At 65.7% G+C, this 15,662-nt stretch carries 17 protein-coding genes; 12 read left to right on the forward strand and 5 right to left on the reverse strand.

Annotated features, from left to right (window positions below; translation table 11 throughout):
• Nucleotides 1-68 precede the first annotated feature (68 nt).
• Together GGD61_RS12150 and surE are read left to right on the forward strand one after the other, a co-directional pair.
• A complete protein-coding gene (locus GGD61_RS12150; protein WP_092257836.1) occupies nt 69-431 on the forward strand; it encodes a hypothetical protein in 363 nt (120 codons plus the stop codon).
• Nucleotides 432-526: 95 nt separating this feature from the next.
• Nucleotides 527-1,294: a 5'/3'-nucleotidase SurE gene (gene surE, locus GGD61_RS12155; protein ID WP_018317879.1), complete on the forward strand. Its 768-nt coding sequence runs from the start codon at nt 527-529 to the stop codon at nt 1,292-1,294.
• A gap of 3 nt (nt 1,295-1,297) precedes the next feature.
• Here surE and GGD61_RS12160 read toward each other — a convergent pair whose 3' ends face one another.
• On the reverse strand, nt 1,298-1,669 hold the full coding sequence (locus tag GGD61_RS12160) for a response regulator (protein ID WP_008547195.1): 372 nt from the start codon (nt 1,667-1,669) through the stop codon (nt 1,298-1,300).
• Nucleotides 1,670-1,897: 228 nt separating this feature from the next.
• Here GGD61_RS12160 and GGD61_RS12165 point away from each other — a divergent pair, with 228 nt between their 5' ends.
• Together GGD61_RS12165 and GGD61_RS12170 are read left to right on the forward strand one after the other, a co-directional pair.
• Nucleotides 1,898-2,548 carry a protein-L-isoaspartate(D-aspartate) O-methyltransferase gene (locus GGD61_RS12165; RefSeq protein WP_018317880.1) on the forward strand — a complete coding sequence of 217 codons (651 nt, stop codon included), beginning with the start codon at nt 1,898-1,900 and terminating at the stop codon, nt 2,546-2,548.
• A gap of 109 nt (nt 2,549-2,657) precedes the next feature.
• A complete protein-coding gene (locus GGD61_RS12170) occupies nt 2,658-4,058 on the forward strand; it encodes a LysM peptidoglycan-binding domain-containing M23 family metallopeptidase (protein WP_092257839.1) in 1,401 nt (466 codons plus the stop codon).
• A 177-nt stretch (nt 4,059-4,235) separates the two neighbouring features.
• Here the strand turns inward: GGD61_RS12170 and GGD61_RS12175 are convergent, their stop codons facing one another.
• Nucleotides 4,236-5,228: an ATP-binding protein gene (locus GGD61_RS12175; protein WP_092258585.1), complete on the reverse strand. Its 993-nt coding sequence runs from the start codon at nt 5,226-5,228 to the stop codon at nt 4,236-4,238.
• A 182-nt stretch (nt 5,229-5,410) separates the two neighbouring features.
• Between GGD61_RS12175 and yajC the strand changes: the two genes are divergently transcribed.
• Genes yajC through GGD61_RS12205 form a run of 6 tightly spaced genes read left to right on the forward strand, consistent with a single transcriptional unit; the run spans nt 5,411 to nt 11,061 of the window.
• A complete protein-coding gene (yajC, locus tag GGD61_RS12180) occupies nt 5,411-5,776 on the forward strand; it encodes a preprotein translocase subunit YajC (protein ID WP_092257842.1) in 366 nt (121 codons plus the stop codon).
• 45 nt (nt 5,777-5,821) lie between these two features.
• The gene (gene secD / locus GGD61_RS12185) at nt 5,822-7,426 is read left to right on the forward strand and encodes a protein translocase subunit SecD (protein WP_092257844.1); all 1,605 of its coding nucleotides are present in this window, start codon (nt 5,822-5,824) and stop codon (nt 7,424-7,426) included.
• Between the two features lie 10 nt (nt 7,427-7,436).
• Complete coding sequence (secF, locus tag GGD61_RS12190; RefSeq protein ID WP_018317884.1) at nt 7,437-8,456, forward strand: protein translocase subunit SecF; 1,020 nt, start codon at nt 7,437-7,439, stop codon at nt 8,454-8,456.
• Nucleotides 8,457-8,516: 60 nt separating this feature from the next.
• On the forward strand, nt 8,517-8,900 hold the full coding sequence (locus GGD61_RS12195) for an Mth938-like domain-containing protein (RefSeq protein ID WP_018317885.1): 384 nt from the start codon (nt 8,517-8,519) through the stop codon (nt 8,898-8,900).
• A gap of 7 nt (nt 8,901-8,907) precedes the next feature.
• Nucleotides 8,908-9,771, forward strand: coding sequence for a phytoene/squalene synthase family protein (locus tag GGD61_RS12200; RefSeq protein WP_092257847.1), 864 nt, complete (start codon nt 8,908-8,910; stop codon nt 9,769-9,771).
• Between the two features lie 45 nt (nt 9,772-9,816).
• The gene (locus GGD61_RS12205; RefSeq protein WP_092257850.1) at nt 9,817-11,061 is read left to right on the forward strand and encodes a threonine ammonia-lyase; all 1,245 of its coding nucleotides are present in this window, start codon (nt 9,817-9,819) and stop codon (nt 11,059-11,061) included.
• Nucleotides 11,062-11,091: 30 nt separating this feature from the next.
• On the opposite strand, the gene GGD61_RS12210 is transcribed toward GGD61_RS12205, so the two are convergent.
• Nucleotides 11,092-12,645, reverse strand: coding sequence for a winged helix-turn-helix domain-containing protein (locus GGD61_RS12210; protein WP_177237198.1), 1,554 nt, complete (start codon nt 12,643-12,645; stop codon nt 11,092-11,094).
• A gap of 127 nt (nt 12,646-12,772) precedes the next feature.
• Here GGD61_RS12210 and GGD61_RS12215 point away from each other — a divergent pair, with 127 nt between their 5' ends.
• Complete coding sequence (locus GGD61_RS12215; protein WP_092258588.1) at nt 12,773-13,234, forward strand: cupin domain-containing protein; 462 nt, start codon at nt 12,773-12,775, stop codon at nt 13,232-13,234.
• Nucleotides 13,235-13,295: 61 nt separating this feature from the next.
• Here the strand turns inward: GGD61_RS12215 and GGD61_RS12220 are convergent, their stop codons facing one another.
• A complete protein-coding gene (locus GGD61_RS12220) occupies nt 13,296-14,492 on the reverse strand; it encodes an aminotransferase class V-fold PLP-dependent enzyme (protein ID WP_244550678.1) in 1,197 nt (398 codons plus the stop codon).
• Nucleotides 14,493-14,611: 119 nt separating this feature from the next.
• Here GGD61_RS12220 and GGD61_RS12225 point away from each other — a divergent pair, with 119 nt between their 5' ends.
• Entirely contained in the window at nt 14,612-15,085 is a 474-nt protein-coding gene (locus tag GGD61_RS12225) for a VOC family protein (protein ID WP_018317891.1), read from the forward strand.
• Nucleotides 15,086-15,097: 12 nt separating this feature from the next.
• Here GGD61_RS12225 and GGD61_RS12230 read toward each other — a convergent pair whose 3' ends face one another.
• Nucleotides 15,098-15,652 carry a CAP domain-containing protein gene (locus GGD61_RS12230; protein WP_183230841.1) on the reverse strand — a complete coding sequence of 185 codons (555 nt, stop codon included), beginning with the start codon at nt 15,650-15,652 and terminating at the stop codon, nt 15,098-15,100.
• Nucleotides 15,653-15,662: the final 10 nt, after the last annotated feature.

Here is a 15,662-nt window from a genome sequence, read left to right on the forward strand (position 1 = left end):
GAAACGATCGGTTGCGAAGATCTGGCGGCCGGCTATCCTGCCGGCCCCGCAACGCGAACCCACCGTTCATGGCCTTGCACCGCGACATCTTCTGGGTCGGCCGACAATGGGCGGTGACGGGGGCGGGCATCCAGGCCGTCGATCAGCGCCTGCGCGGCGTGCTCGACATCGAGATCGCGCGGCTCTGGGACGAGGATCTCGTGCAGAGCCGGCGGGCCAAGCCCGGTGTGAATGCTGCCGACTTCGACAACGCGCTGACGGTGGCGCGCGAACGCTTTCCGCAGACGCCGGAGCCGGATGCGTTCGTTGCGCAGTTGGAGGCGCTCGGCGTGATCGAGGCGCCGATCGTCAGTCCGGCGGTACCCGCGATGAGTCTGCGTGCCGAGGGGCGGCTGGCGCGCTTCCTGCCGCAATGGCGCATCCGCCGGTAGGACGTGGCCGGGAACCTCCGATCAGCCGGTTTGCCTGATCGGCCGGAGCCGGATAAGACCGCTCAGACCCCGTTTTTTTGGAATCGACCCTTCGCATGCGCATTCTCTGTACCAATGACGACGGCATCCACGCCCCCGGCCTCAAGGTCGTGGAGGAGATCGCGCGCGCATTGTCCGACGACGTCTGGGTGGTGGCGCCCGAGCTCGACCAGTCCGGCGTGTCGCATTCGCTGTCGCTGAACGATCCCTTGCGCCTGCGCGAAGTCGGTCCGCGGCACTTTGCCGTGCGCGGCACGCCGACCGACTGCGTCATCATGGGCGCGCGCCATATCCTCGGGGCTAAGCTGCCCGACGTCGTGCTGTCCGGGGTCAACAAGGGCCGCAACGTCGCCGAGGATGTGGTCTATTCCGGCACCATCGCCGGCGCGCTGGAAGGCACCATCCTGGGCTTGCCCTCATTCGCGCTGTCGCAGGAGTTCAGCGTCGAGACCCGCGAGCGCCCGCCGTGGGACACCGCCCGCAAGTTCGGGCCCGACATCCTGCGCAAGGTGATTGCCGCGGGCATTCCGAAGGACACCGTCATCAACGTCAACTTCCCGTCCTGCGCGCCCGAGGATGTGCTGGGCATCCGCGTCACGCGCCAGGGCAAGCGCAATCTCGGTTTCCTCAGGATCGACGAGCGCCAGGACGGCCGCGGCAATCCCTATTTCTGGATCGGCTTCGAGCGCGCCGCGATGATGGACACCCCGGCGGACGGCACCGATCTGGCTGCGCTTCGCGAGCGCTACGTCTCGGTCACGCCGCTCAGGCTCGACCGTACCAACGAAGCGTTTTCGGAAGAGCTCAGCGCGACGCTGAAATAGCGGCTAGCCGCCGCGAAGTGCGGCTTCGATGGTCTTGCCGAGTGCGTCGAGCTGAAACGGCTTTTGAAGCGCCGGCCGGTCGCGGTACTGCTCGGGCAGGCCGGAGGAGCCGTAACCGGTGGCGAAGATGAACGGGCAGCCTTTCGCCTTGATCACATCGGCGACCGGCGAGATCACCTTGCCGTTGACGTTGACGTCGAGAATGGCGATGTCGAACTCGGTCGCCTGGGCGAGCCGCATGGCCTCGGTGATGTCGCCGGCCTCAGCTGCGACCTTGTAGCCGAGCTCTTCGAGCATGTCCGCGACCATCATCCTGATCATCACCTCGTCCTCGACGAGAAATACAGAGCGGCCGGAAAGCCCTGTCGCGGTCATAATTGAGTCCCTTGCCCATTGCCAAAAACGTTCGCAGATAACACGAATTGACGCAATGCGCGTTTCGACGAACGGATACCTGAAAATGGTCATCGCGGCTCGCCCGTGGCAAGCCAATTTGTGGTCAAATGCTCCAGGCGAAGGTTATCATGGGTTCCTGAGCAGGAACACGATTCTTGCGCCCGGGTTTAACGTCCACTGGCCCCGGCAAGACAGCACAAGCAGGCAATGACCTCCCATCAGCATCCGCCGGAAAAGATGATGTTTCAGCTCACGCTGAGGCGTCGGGGCATCAGCGATCAGGCGGTGCTGCGAACCATGGAGGAGGTGCCGCGCGAGCTTTTCGTCGACGAGGCCGATCGCGACGGGGCCTATCGTGACAGCGCGCTGCCGATCGCCTGCGGGCAGACCATCAGCCAGCCCTTCGTCGTGGCCTACATGACCGAGCAGCTCCAGCTCCAGAAGCGGCACCGCGTGCTCGAGATCGGGGCAGGTTCCGGCTATCAGGCTGCCGTGCTGTCGCGGCTCGCCGGCCAGGTCCTGACAGTCGAGCGCTACCGCAAGCTTGCCGACACGGCACGCGCCAGGCTCGAAAAGCTCGATTGTCACAATGTCGAGGTGATGCTCGGCGACGGGCTCAATCTGCCGCCTAATATCGGTCCGTTCGACCGCATCATCGTCACCGCCGCGGTCGAGCAGCTTCCGGACAATTTGGTCGAGCGGCTCGAGGTCGGCGGCATCCTGATCGCGCCGGTCGGCCCGCATCAGGGTGTGCAGACGCTGGTCCGCCTGACCCGCACCGAAGCCGGGATCGAGCGCAAGGAACTCGTCGAGGTCCGCTTCGTGCCGGCACTGCCCGGGGTGGCGCGGGAGCTGTAGATTTCCGGATCGGCTGCGCCGCCAACATCTTATTGGGAGGGTTAAGCCGTTATTTACTCGGCGCGTGTTTACTTAAAACACCAGTTCTGTTGCGTACGAGTGAGTAACCATGTCCGTCGTCGCCGAGTTGCTTTACTCGCGCCGCGTACCGCAGGTCGCGGTGCTGGCGCTGATCTCCTTCAGTTTCGCAGGATGCAGCGCCGACATGTCGTCGCGGCTGTCCCAGTCGAACTTCTCCAACCCCTTCTCCTCTGACCAGACCGGTTCGGTGCAGCAGGCCCCGCCGCCGCAGCAGCGCGAGCTGCCGCAATATTCGCGGCCGCAGACGCAGCCCGGCTATTATCAGTCTCAGCCCTTGCCGCCGCCGGCGGTGTCCTCACCGCAATCCTATCCCGTCACGGGTGGTGGTGGCGTGTCCGGAGGCGGGCGCGGCGTCAGCTCCTACGCGCCCCCGACGCAGCCGCATCTTGAGACCACGGCCACCGTGCCGCCGCGTTCCGTTGCCGCGGCTCAGCCGGCCGGAGGCACCAAGATCATCGTCGGCACCAGCGATACGCTCGACGTCCTCGCCAAGCGTTATCGTGTCACGCCGCAGGCGATCCTTGCCGCCAACGGCTACAAGGGGCCGCGTTCGCTCTCGCCCGGCCAGCAGCTGATCATCCCGCATCCGGCCACGGCCGCTGCACCTGCGCCCGCGTTGGCTCCCGTCGCTGCGGCTCCTGCGATGGCGCCTGCAGCCAAGCCGGTTGCGGCCATTGCGGCGCCGCCGAGCACCCACTTCGTCAACCACGGCGACACGCTCGCCAGCATTGCCCGCAAGAACCATATTACGTCGGCCGAGCTCGCCCGTGCCAACGGCCTCGATCCGTCGGCCAAGCTCAAGCTCGGCACCAGGTTGACCGTGCCCGGTGCCAAGACCGCTGCCCTCGCGGCGCCGGTTGCGGCGGCTCCTGTCGGGGCTGCTCCGGTCGTCGGCACGCTCCAGCCGGTTGCTGCCGCTCCCGCGCCCGCCACCAAGATGGCGGCTGTCGCCGCGCCGGTGCAGAGCGCTCGCCTGGCCCAGGCCACGACCAACGTCGAAGAGAAGCCCGCCGAGACCCCGGCGAAAGCTGCGGAGACCACCAGCGCGCTGCCGACCTTCCGCTGGCCGGTGCGCGGCAAGGTGGTCACGAGCTACGGCGCCAAGACCAATGGCAAGTCCAATGACGGCATCAATCTCGCGGTGCCCGAGGGGACGCCGGTGAAGGCGGCGGAAGACGGCGTCGTCGCCTATTCCGGCAACGAGCTGAAGGGTTACGGCAATCTTGTCCTGGTTCGGCACTCCAACGGCTACGTCACCGCATATGCCCATGCGAGTGAGCTGATGGTGAAGCGCGGCGATACCATCAAGCGCGGTCAGGTCATTGCCAAGTCGGGTCAATCCGGGGAGGTGGCGTCGCCGCAGCTCCACTTCGAGATCCGCAAAGGATCGAGCCCGGTTGACCCGCTTCAGTTCCTGAACGGGGCGTGAGGCGCCGCCAGCCCCTCACCACACGAACGGTGTCATCGCCCGCGAAAGCGGGCGATCCAGTATTCAAGAGATAGTTGTGGTTGAGCCGACAGGCTGCGGCGAACTGGATTCCCCGCTCCAGTGCGCAATTGCGCACAAGGCGGGGAATGACAGTTGTGAGTGGGGTGAAAGCCAGCCTTACTTCGCCGACAGCTTCACGCCCAGTCGGCCCGCCAGCTCCTGCACGAACTGCCAGGCGACGCGGCCCGAGCGGGAGCCGCGGGTGGTCGACCATTCCAGCGCCTCGCGCTCCAGCGCCTCATCGTCGACCTTAACGCCGAAATGGCTGCAATAGCCGCGCACCATGGCGAGGTATTCGTCCTGGCTGCAGCGGTGGAAGCCGAGCCACAGGCCGAAGCGATCCGACAGCGAGACCTTCTCTTCGACCGCTTCGCCGGGATTGATCGCGGTCGAGCGCTCGTTCTCGATCATGTCGCGCGCCAGCAGATGGCGGCGGTTGGAGGTGGCGTAGAGGATGACGTTCTCGGGCCGGCCCTCGATGCCGCCTTCGAGCACGGCCTTCAGCGATTTGTAGGACGCGTCGTTGCCGTCGAAGGAGAGGTCGTCGATGAACACGATGAAGTGGAAGCTGGCGTCCCGGAGCTTCTCCATCAGCATCGGCAGCGTTTCGATGTCCTCGCGGTGGATCTCGATCAGCTTCAGCCTGTCCGCCGGCTTTCGCTCCGCGTTGATGCTGGCATGCGCCGCCTTGACCAGCGACGACTTGCCCATGCCGCGCGCGCCCCAGAGCAGCGCGTTGTTGGCGGGCAGGCCGTTGGCGAAGCGCTCGGTGTTCTCAATCAGGATGTCGCGCATGCGGTCGACGCCCTTGAGCAGGAACAGCTCGACGCGGCTGACCCGCGGCACGGCGGCGAGGCGGCCGTCGGGGTGCCAGACATAGGCATCGGCCTGCTTGAACGACTCGCGTTCGAGGGCCGGCTTGCCCTGGGCGGAGAGGTGCGCCGCAATGGTCTCCAGCGCGCGGACCATGCGCTCCTGGGAGAGGTTTGGGGCCGCCTCGAGGGCTGCCTTGACGGCCCCCTTGGGGCGTTTTGCCGCGACGGGGGCGGGCTTGCGGGCAGGGGTGCGGGGGCCTTTGCCGGCCGGGCTTTTGCTAAGGTTTTTGGGCATGTCCGAAGTTCCTGAGAACGCAGCCTTATCGGGCCTGACGGCGCGCTGCAAGGTGGGTCAAAAGGGCAGTCTGGCAGCGTTGCAATTGGGGCAATGGCCGCTATAGTCCGCGCGAATTTGACCGAACCGGTCGCCTTTGAGGGCCTGACCGGCTTTCCCCCGTTCTCACGAGGATCGTCCGAATGCTGATTACCCCTGCGTATGCCCAGGCCGCGGGCGCCGGCGACACCAACAGCATGTTGATGTCGCTGCTGCCGTTCGCCCTGATCTTCGTGATCATGTACTTCCTGATTCTGCGTCCGCAGCAGAAGAAGGTCCGTGACCACGCCGACCTTGTGAAGAATATCCGCCGCGGCGACACCGTGGTGACCTCGGGCGGCCTTGTCGGCAAGGTCACCAAGGTCGTCGACGACGATCAGATCGAGTTCGAGATTTCCGACGGCGTACGCGTGCGGCAGATGCGCCAGATGATCTCGGGCGTGCGCGCCAAGGGCGAGCCGGCCAAGGAAAGCAAGGAAGCCGCCAAGGACGACGCCGCCTCGAAGTGAGCGCGTCCGCGAGCATCTCAAGTCTCCTGATCTGAGGTCCAGTCGATGTTGTATTTCACGCGGTGGAAGGCGCTCGGGATCATCCTGACGGCGCTGATCGTGTGCCTCTGCGCGGTCCCGAACTTCTTCCCCGAGTCGCAGGTCAAGACCTGGCCGGCCTGGGCGCAGCGCCGGCTCGTGCTCGGCCTCGACCTCCAGGGCGGCTCCTACCTGCTGCTCGAGGTCGATTCCAACTACGTGAAGAAGGAACGGCTCGACCAGATCCGCGACGACGTTCGCCGCACGCTGCGCGATGCCAAGATCGGCTTCACCGGCGGCGTGACCGTGCGCAACGACGCGGTCGAGGTTCGCATCACCAAGGAATCAGACGCTCAGGCTGCGCTCGCCAAGCTGCGCGAACTGTCTCAGCCGCTGGGCGGCCTGATGGGATCCAGCGGTCAGCGCGACCTCGAGGTGACCGATGCCGGCGGCGGGGTGATCCGCCTGAGCGTCCCGCAGGCTGCGATCCTCGATCGCCTGCGCAAGACCATCGAGCAGTCGATCCAGATCGTCGAACGCCGCGTCAACGAGCTCGGCACCGTCGAGCCCGTGATCCAGCGCCAGGGCAATGACCGCATCCTGGTGCAGGTCCCCGGCCTTCAGGACCCGACCCGCCTGAAGGAGCTGCTGGGCAGGACCGCGAAGATGGAATTCCGGATGGTCGATACCTCCGTGCCGCCGGATCAGGCGCAAGCGGGCAGATTGCCGCCGGAATCCGAACTGCTGATGAGCGCCTCGCCGCCGCCCACGCCCTATGTGGTCAAGAAGCAGGTGCTGGTCGCGGGTGGCGATTTGACCGACGCTCAGGCGAGCTTCGACCAGCGCACGGGCGAGCCGGTCGTCAGTTTCAAGTTCAACACCTCGGGTGCGCGCAAGTTCTCGCAGGCCACGCAGGAGAACGTTGGGCTGCCGTTCGCGATCGTTCTGGACAACAAGGTGATCTCGGCGCCCGTGATCCGCGAGCCCATCACCGGCGGCCAGGGCCAGATCTCCGGCAGCTTCACCGTGCAGTCGGCCAACGATCTGGCGATCCTGCTGCGCGCCGGCGCGCTGCCGGCGCCGCTGACGGTGGTCGAGGAGCGCACCGTCGGTCCGGGCCTCGGCCAGGACTCGATCGAGAAGGGCGAGCTCGCGGCCTATGTCGGCTCGATCCTCGTCATCATCTTCATGCTGCTGACCTACCGGCTGTTCGGGGTGTTCGCCAACATCGCCGTGGCCATCAACGTCGCCATGATCTTCGGCCTGTTGTCGCTGCTCAACGCAACGCTGACGCTGCCCGGCATCGCCGGCATCGTGCTCACCGTCGGTATCGCCGTGGACTCCAACGTGCTGATCTACGAGCGCATCCGTGAGGAGCTGCGCGGCGGCCGCAACGCGATCTCGGCGATCGACGCCGGCTTCAAGCGGGCGCTCGCGACCATCCTCGATTCCAACATCACCACCTTCATTGCCGCCGCGGTGCTGTTCTACATCGGCACCGGCCCGGTGCGCGGCTTCGCCGTGACGCTCGGTATCGGCATCATCACCACGGTGTTCACCGCCTTCACCATGACCCGGCTGATCGTGGCCTGGTGGGTGCGGTGGAAGCGGCCGCAGAGCGTGCCGATCTAGGAGCCTGATCGTGACTCACACCGTTCTCATCGGGCTCGGCGTCCTCATCGCCATTCTCACTGTGGTCGCAGCCCTCGGCCTGTTGCCGTCGTTGCGGATCGTCCCGGACAACACGCATTTCGACTTCACGCGTTTCCGCCGGATCAGCTTCCCGATTTCGGCGGTGCTGTCGATCGTAGCGATTACGCTGTTCTTCACCCATGGGCTAAATCTGGGCATCGACTTCAAGGGCGGCACGCTGCTCGAGGTCAAGGCAAAGTCCGGCACCGCTGACATCGCGGCGATGCGCACCAAGCTCGACGCGCTGGGACTGGGCGAAGTCCAGTTGCAGGAGTTCGGCGGCCCTGAGAACGTCCTGATCCGCGTTGCGGAACAGCCGGGCGGCGACGCCGCCCAGCAGGCTGCGCTGCAAAAGCTTCGTGGCGCGCTCGGCGACAGCGTCGACATTCAGCGTACCGAGGTGCTTGGCCCGCGCGTCGCCGGCGAGCTGCTCGCCTACGGCATGCTCGGCCTGATGCTCGCGATCATCTCGATCCTGATCTATCTGTGGTTCCGGTTCGAATGGCAGTTCGCGCTTGGCGCCATGATCGCCAACGTGCACGACATCGTGCTCACGATCGGCTTCATGTCGATCAGCCAGGTCGATTTCGACCTGACCAGCATCGCCGCGCTGCTGACCATTCTGGGCTATTCGCTCAACGACACCGTCGTCATCTACGACCGCATCCGTGAAATGCTGCGTCGCTACAAGAAGATGCCGATGCCGCAGCTGCTCAACGAGTCCATCAACTCGACGCTGTCGCGCTCGATCATCACCCACTTCACGGTGACGCTGGCGCTGTTGGCGCTGCTCCTGTTCGGCGGTCACGCCATCCACAGCTTCACCGCGGTGATGATGTTCGGCGTTGTGCTGGTCGGCACCTATACCTCGATCTTCATCGCGGCGCCGATCCTGATCTATCTCGGCGTCGGCGAGCATCGCGAGGATGCGCCCGATACGGCTACGCCGGCGAAGAAAAGCAAGGCATGATCCGAACCGCATGCCCTCGCAGGCGTTTGCGAGGGCAGTAAGCCCATTCGGACGAAGCTCATGGCCGGCGATCCCAACGCACCGCATTTCCCGCGCTCGGCGCCGATCGAGGCCTATGGCAAGGGCGGCTTCGCCTTCGCAGGCATGTCGCATCGGGGCTCGCTGTTGTGCCTGCCCGACGCGATCTGGGCCTGGGACGTGACGGATCCCGCGAGGATCGACCGCTATTCGCTGGACCGGGTCTTCACGGCCGCCAACAGCATCGACACCCTGCTGATCGGTACCGGAACCGGGGTCTGGCTGCCGCCGCCGGCGCTGCGGCAGGCGCTCAAGGCGGTGAGGGTGGTGCTGGACACGATGCAGACCGGTCCCGCCGTGCGCACCTACAACATCATGATCGGCGAACGGCGGCGGGTTGCCGCTGCGCTGATCGCGGTGCCATGAACAGCACATGAGCAGCGCCGCGCCGCCGCCAGATTCCGCCACTTTCTGCGCCGATCTCGTGCGCAGCCATGACTTTCCGCGCTATGCCGCGACGCTGTTTGCGCCCGCCTCCGAGCGCCGCGCGCTGCTGGCGCTCTATGCCTTCAATGTCGAGATCGTCCGCGTCCGCGACCAGGTGAGCCAGCCCTTGCCCGGCGAAATCCGCTTTCAATGGTGGACCGACATGCTCTCAGGCCATGTCCATGGCAGCGCCGAGGGCAATCCGGTCGCGGCGGAGCTGCTGCGCGCGATCCGTGAGTTCGACTTGCCGGTCGAGCCGCTGTCGCTGCTCGTCGACGAGCACCAGTTCGACCTCTACAACGATCCGATGCCGACCATGGCGGCGCTGGAGGGCTATCTGGCCGCGACCTCGTCGGCGTTATTTGGTCTGGCGGCGCAGGTCCTGGGGCCGCCGTCGGGGGCGGCCGAACATCTCGCCCGTCATGCGGGATTGGCGCAGGGCATCGTGCAAATCATCGCGAACCTGCCGCGCGATGCGTCGCGCCGGCAGCTATTCCTGCCGCAACAGGTGCTGGCGAGCCATGGCTGCCAGATGGAGGACGTGTTCGCTGGCAAGGAGACGGCGAGCCTCCGCGCCGTACTGGAGCAGCTTGCTGGCGAGGCGCAGCAGCATTTGACCACGGCCTTGTCGCTGCTGGCGGACGTTCCGGTGCAGGCGCGTCCGGCGTTTCTGCCGCTGAGCCAGGTCAGGGCCGATCTCAAGCGCCTGTCGCAGCCCGGCCGCAATCCGTTCGCGCCGCAGCCGACGTCGCGGCTGCGTACGCTCTGGACATTGTGGCGGGCTTCACGTTCCCGGGAATTTACCAAATAGCGGCTGGCTTATCGCCTCGAGCCGCCGGATGCTCTATGCTGTCCCATGGCTGAGTTGTCCCAAACCACATCGTCCGACCTCGGCGGCTTTCCGGTCGCTCCTGACGACATTCAAGCTGCCGCCGAGACGATCAGGGGCGCCGTCGTCGAGACGCCCTGCAGCTACAGCCGCACGCTGAGCAGCATCTGCGGCTGCGAGATCTGGCTCAAATTCGAGAACCTCCAGTTCACCTCCTCGTTCAAGGAGCGAGGTGCGCTCAACCGCCTCACCGCGCTAACGCCGGAGGAGCGCGCGCGGGGCGTGATCGCGATGTCGGCTGGCAACCACGCGCAGGGCGTGGCCTATCACGCCAAACGACTCGGCATTCCCGCCACCATCGTCATGCCGGTCGGCACGCCCATGGTGAAGGTCGAGAACACCAGGCATCACGGCGCGGAGGTGGTCGTCACGGGCGCGACGCTGGAGGAGGCGGCCGCGTTCGCGCGCAGCCACGGCGAAGCCAGAGGCATGATCTTCGTCCACCCCTACGACGATCCGCTGGTGATCGCGGGGCAGGGCACGGTCGGGCTGGAGATGATGAGGGCCGTGCCGGAGCTCGACACGCTGGTCGTGCCGATCGGCGGCGGCGGCCTGATCAGCGGCATCGGCATCGCGGCGAAATCGATCAAGCCGTCGCTGCGAATCCTGGGCGTCGAGGCCTGGCTCTATCCCTCGATGTACAACGCCATCCATGCCGGCAATCTGCCGGCGCGGGGCGATACGCTGGCCGAAGGCATCGCGGTGAAATCGCCCGGCAAGATCACCACCGAGATCGTCCGCCGCCTCGTCGACGACATCGCGCTCGTCAACGAAGCCGAGCTCGAGCGCGCGGTCGCGACCCTGATCTCGATCGAGAAGACGGTCGTCGAGGGCGCCGGCGCCGCCGGTCTTGCCGCGCTGATGTCCGATCCGACCCGCTTTGCCGGCCAGAAGGTCGGTCTCGTCCTGAGCGGCGGCAATATCGACACGCGGCTGATCGCATCCGTCCTCACCCGCGAGCTGGCGCGCGAGGGGCGTTTGACCCAGCTCTCGCTCGACATTCCTGACAGACCCGGGCAATTGGCCGCCGTCGCGGCCCTCCTGGCCGAAGCCGGCGCCAACATCATCGAGGTTTCGCACCAGCGGACCTTCTCCGACCTGCCGGCCAAGGCCACGCTCCTGCAACTCGTCATCGAGACCCGCGACAGCGCCCATCTCGACGAGGTGATGGCGAAGCTCAGTGCATCCGGACTGAGCGCGCGCTGCACGTAGGGCACGTTGAGACGCCAAGCCGGCTGGGCGCTACTCCGGAAGGCCTGCGATGCGGAGGGCATCGCCGAGGGAGGAAGCGAGCGCTGGCGCGCAGTTGACGCCCTGAAATTGACGGCCATAGCGGAACGTCGGGTGCAGCTCCAGCACCCGCGTGGCCGCCGCCTTCGCCTCCTGCAATCGTCCAAGCTTTGCCAGCGCCGCGGCCAATTGCACATGGGTGATGCTGTGGCGAGGATTGGCCTGAACCGAGCGGTAAGCGGCGCGACACGCTTCCTCATATCGGCCGCGATGGAAGTGCCCAAGAGCCTGGGCGTCGAACGCGGCGAAAGCCCAGGAATCGAACGGACTGAGCCGCAGGCCTTGTTCGCTCCATTCGATAGCGCGGTCGGCATCTCCGCCCCAGCCGAGCATGACGCTGCCGAGGATGTAGGTCAGCGCCGATGATGGGCTGATGGCGAGCGCGGCCTCGAACGCGATGAACGCTGCGGAGCGATCGTGCCCGTCCATGCCGATCGAAAAGCCCGCGAGCGTGAGAGCAAGCGCATCATCCTGGCCGTGAGCGATGGCCGAGCGCGCGTGGCGGATCGAGGCCTGGCGATTGGCCTCCTGCAAACCGGCTCGAAGAAACAGGCAGTGATGGCACATCGCTGCATTGCCGTGCGCAAGCGCGTACGCAGGCTCGAGCGCGATCGCACGTTCGAGCAGCACGAGCGCCTGGGTGACCTGGGCCGGCATGCCGGAATCGACGTCCGGCTGGGCGCGCAGGACGAGATCATAGGCATCCAGGCTGTCCGGCCGCTTGCGCCTGACCCTATTGATCTCGGCGCGCCGCAGGCTGGGCGCGATCGCACCGACGGTCAACGATGCGATGTCGTCCTGGAGGGCGAAGACGTCTTCGGACCGGCGGTCAAATCGCTCGGCCCAGACGTGCATGCCAGTCGACGCATCGATCAACTGGCCGGTGATGCGGACCAGCGTGCCGGTCTTGCGGACACTGCCTTCCAACACGTAGCGTACGCCAAGTTCGCGGCCGACCTGCTTCACGTCCACCGCGCGGCCCTTGTAGGCGAATGTAGAATTCCGCGCGATCACGAACAGCCAGTTGATGCGCGAGAGGCCGGTGATGATGTCGTCGACCATCCCGTCGGCAAAATAGTCCTGCGCCGCATCGCCGCTCAAGTTCGTGAAAGGCAACACTGCGATCGACGGCCTGTCGGGCAATGACAGCAACGGCGCTTGCGGTGTTGCTCGTGCGGGACCCGGATCGGACTTCGTCACGGTCGGGCCGACATAGCGATAGCCGCGGCGCGGCAGCGTTTCGATCCAACGCGCCTCGCCGGAGATGTCCGCCAGCGTGCGCCGCACCGCCGCGATCTGGACGGTCAGGTTGCTGTCCTCGACGGCCTGGGCGGGCCAGGCCGCCTCGATCAAGGCATCCTTTGAAACCGGCACACCAGCCTGCCGGACGAGGAGCGCCAGGAGCAATACTGCGCGCTGGCCGAGAGCGGTCGGCTCAGCACCGTGGAACAGGATCCCCGCATCGCCATCGAGGCGAAAGGGACCAAATTCAAGGATCGTGGCCATCATCGAAGAAGGCCACATTTCGCAGCTTTTTTGCAACGTTTTCCGAACGGCTTTGCGACTTTCCGGCTGGACTGGACCACCATCGCGCGAGCCGTGAGGAACGCTGCAACAAGCGATGGAGGTGTACATGACCGCGAAACACGTCATCCGCAGGCCCGGCGAGACCGAGGGGGTCACGCTGCGCGGCCAACCAATGGCCTTCCTGGTGACGGGCGAAGACACTGGGCATACGAGCATGTTCGATTGGACAATTCCGGCAGGATTCGCCACCGGCCGGCACGTTCATCGTGTTCAGGAAGAGACCTTCTACATGCTCGACGGCGAGTGTGAATGGTTCGTCGGGGATGAGATTGTCCGGGCGACCCCAGGGACCTTCCTCTTCATTCCTCCCGGTGTTCCCCACAACATCACCAACGCGAGCGAGAAGCCCGCGCGCGTGCTCATGACCGTATCCCCGCCGGGACACGAGCATTACTTCGAGGAGCTGGCGAAGCTGACGGCAAGTGGTCCCCCGGATGCAAAAGCCATCAGCGAGCTACGCGGCCGCTTCGATACCGACCAGCTCTCGGCGCTGACGACGAGAGCTTGAAGCCCAGACGGCGCGAGGCTGGACCGACTTCAAGGTCGGCCCGGCCGCGCCGGCCTTTTTGCTACCGTGTCGCCAGATCCGCCAGATGAGCGATCAGCCGATCGATCTCGGCTTCCGTGTTGTAGTAATGCGGCGATGCCCGCACGACATGCGGCAAGGCGCGAAGTTCGGCATCGATACGCGTGCTCGACGGATCTGAAGCGCCGATGGTGATGCCTGCTGTAGCGGCGCTGGCGACAACGGCGTCCGCCTCGTGCCCGTCCAGCGTGAAGCTGACGATGGCACCCGGCGCGCGTCCGAGGTCGCGAATGGTGATGCCGGGAAGGGCGGCAAGGCCGCCGCGAAGACGGCCGGCAAGCATGCGGCAGCGTTGTTCGATCGGAGCGATGCCGATCTCCAGGGCGTAATCGACGGCGGCGCCGAGGCCCAGCCGGGCCGCGTAATTGTTCTCCCAGGTCTCGAAGCGGCGTGCATCGTCGCGAAGCCGATATTCATCGCGCGAGACCCAGGGCGCGGCGAAGTGATCGATCATCGGCGGCTCTAGTCGTTGCAGCAGCGCCTGGCGGACGTAAAGGAAGCCGGTGCCGCGCGGGCCGCGCAGGAACTTTCGACCCGTGGCCGACAGCATGTCGCAGCCGATGGCCTCGACGTCCACCGTCATCTGGCCGACCGCCTGGCAGGCGTCGAGCAGATAGGGAATGCCGTGCGCTCGCGCGATCTTGCCGACAGCTGCCGCCGGATTGACCAGCCCGCCATTGGTCGGGACCCAGGTGATCGCGATGAGCTTTACGCGCTCATCGATCATCCGTTCGAGCGCGTTTACGTCGAGCTCGCCGCTCGCATCGCTGGGCACCACGTCGATGACCGCGCCGGTTCGTTTGGCGACCTGGAGAAAGGCGACATAGTTGGCGGCGTATTCCGCTTCGGCGGTCAGGATTCGGTCGCCCTTGCGAAACGGAAGCGAATAGAACGCCATCTGCCAGGCGACCGTCGCATTCTCCACCAGCGCGATCTCATCGGGCGCGGCATTCAAGAGACGCGCCACCGAGCCGTAGACCGCGTTGAGCCGGTCGGCCTCGCGATCGGCGGCAGCGTAGCCCCCGATCTCGGTCTCCAGATCGATGTGTCCCTTCATCGCCGCTACGACCGGCGCCGGCATCAGGCCAGCGCCTGCGTTGTGGAGATATGCGAGCCGGGAGGCGGCGGGTGTGTCGGCGCGAATTCGGGCGATGTCGATCAAGTCAGAAGCCTCTGCCATCGGGTTCCCTCAGCTAGACACAATGACGCAACGAGCAAGATCGGGCAAACTGGAGCATCCGGATCCCGATGCCTATGCTGATTGAAAGCAAAATTTGATGGGGAATTGAAAGGACGCACATGGCGAAGAACACGATTTGCCTCTGGTACGACAGGGATGCCGAGGCGGCTGCCCGCTTCTATGCCGAGACGTTCCCCGACAGCGCCGTGAGCGCCGTCCACCGCGCGCCCAGCGATTACCCGTCCGGAAAGGCGGGGGATGTGCTCACCGTCGAATTCACCGTCGCCGGCGTTGCCTGTCTCGGCCTCAACGGTGGTCCGATTTTCACGCACAACGAATCGTTTTCGTTCCAGATCGCAACCGATGACCAGGAGGAGACGGACCGCTATTGGAACGCCATCGTCGGCAATGGCGGACAGGAGAGTGCGTGCGGCTGGTGCAAGGACAGATGGGGCGTCTCCTGGCAGATCACCCCGCGCGTGCTGACCGAGGCGCTGGCGGCCGGCGGCGCTGAAGCCAAGCGTGCCTTCGATGCGATGATGGGGATGAGGAAAATCGACGTCGCTGCGATCGAGGCGGCACGACGCGGCTGACGTTGGCTTGCCTCAGATACAGAGGCTGAGCAGCTTGATGTGACAGCTGCTGGGCTTGGGCTTGCTCGCGGGTGCGGCCTCGCGTTTCACGGCGACGAGGGGCTCCTTGTCCTCCTTCTTGCCCTTGCCCTTCGGCTCGTAATCGCCCGCGATCACCATGGCCCAATAGGTGCGCTTGCCGCTGGCATTCCTGGCGCTGGCGATGCCGACGCGGGAGGCGTTGTGCAGCAACAGGTTCTTGCGGTGCCCGGACGAGTCGATCCACTGTCCCAGGGTCTTCTCGAAATTGTCGTAGCCGTAGGCGATGTTCTCGGCGGCGCGGCCGGCGCCGGCGGGCGCGACACGGCGATTGAAGGGGCCGACCGCGTCGTGACTGAGGTCGTCCTTCGCCGCCATCGCGCGGGCCTGGTCCATGGCGATGCGGTCGAGGGTGGAATCGCGGACGACGCGAACCTCACCGTGCTTGAGGCGGAAGCTGGAGATCAGCTCGGCCGGGGTCTCGGCCATTGCGGGCGCGGCCGCCAGCAGCAGAAGGCCGGCAATCAGGCCGCCAACCACGCGATGCATCATCGTCCCC

The organism is Bradyrhizobium sp. SBR1B, from assembly GCF_014198205.1.
Lineage (GTDB): Bacteria > Pseudomonadota > Alphaproteobacteria > Rhizobiales > Xanthobacteraceae > Bradyrhizobium.

Bases quoted from the DNA above. Each gene is read 5' to 3' on its own strand.
- GGD61_RS12150 (WP_092257836.1), top strand. From the start codon at position 69: ATGGCCTTGCACCGCGACATCTTCTGGGTCGGCCGACAATGGGCGGTG.
- surE (WP_018317879.1), top strand. From the start codon at position 527: ATGCGCATTCTCTGTACCAATGACGACGGCATCCACGCCCCCGGCCTC.
- GGD61_RS12160 (WP_008547195.1), bottom strand. From the start codon at position 1,669: ATGACCGCGACAGGGCTTTCCGGCCGCTCTGTATTTCTCGTCGAGGAC.
- GGD61_RS12165 (WP_018317880.1), top strand. From the start codon at position 1,898: ATGACCTCCCATCAGCATCCGCCGGAAAAGATGATGTTTCAGCTCACG.
- GGD61_RS12170 (WP_092257839.1), top strand. From the start codon at position 2,658: ATGTCCGTCGTCGCCGAGTTGCTTTACTCGCGCCGCGTACCGCAGGTC.
- GGD61_RS12175 (WP_092258585.1), bottom strand. From the start codon at position 5,228: ATGCCCAAAAACCTTAGCAAAAGCCCGGCCGGCAAAGGCCCCCGCACC.
- yajC (WP_092257842.1), top strand. From the start codon at position 5,411: ATGCTGATTACCCCTGCGTATGCCCAGGCCGCGGGCGCCGGCGACACC.
- secD (WP_092257844.1), top strand. From the start codon at position 5,822: ATGTTGTATTTCACGCGGTGGAAGGCGCTCGGGATCATCCTGACGGCG.
- GGD61_RS12195 (WP_018317885.1), top strand. From the start codon at position 8,517: ATGGCCGGCGATCCCAACGCACCGCATTTCCCGCGCTCGGCGCCGATC.
- GGD61_RS12200 (WP_092257847.1), top strand. From the start codon at position 8,908: ATGAGCAGCGCCGCGCCGCCGCCAGATTCCGCCACTTTCTGCGCCGAT.
- GGD61_RS12205 (WP_092257850.1), top strand. From the start codon at position 9,817: ATGGCTGAGTTGTCCCAAACCACATCGTCCGACCTCGGCGGCTTTCCG.
- GGD61_RS12210 (WP_177237198.1), bottom strand. From the start codon at position 12,645: ATGGCCACGATCCTTGAATTTGGTCCCTTTCGCCTCGATGGCGATGCG.
- GGD61_RS12215 (WP_092258588.1), top strand. From the start codon at position 12,773: ATGACCGCGAAACACGTCATCCGCAGGCCCGGCGAGACCGAGGGGGTC.
- GGD61_RS12220 (WP_244550678.1), bottom strand. From the start codon at position 14,492: ATGGCAGAGGCTTCTGACTTGATCGACATCGCCCGAATTCGCGCCGAC.
- GGD61_RS12225 (WP_018317891.1), top strand. From the start codon at position 14,612: ATGGCGAAGAACACGATTTGCCTCTGGTACGACAGGGATGCCGAGGCG.
- GGD61_RS12230 (WP_183230841.1), bottom strand. From the start codon at position 15,652: ATGCATCGCGTGGTTGGCGGCCTGATTGCCGGCCTTCTGCTGCTGGCG.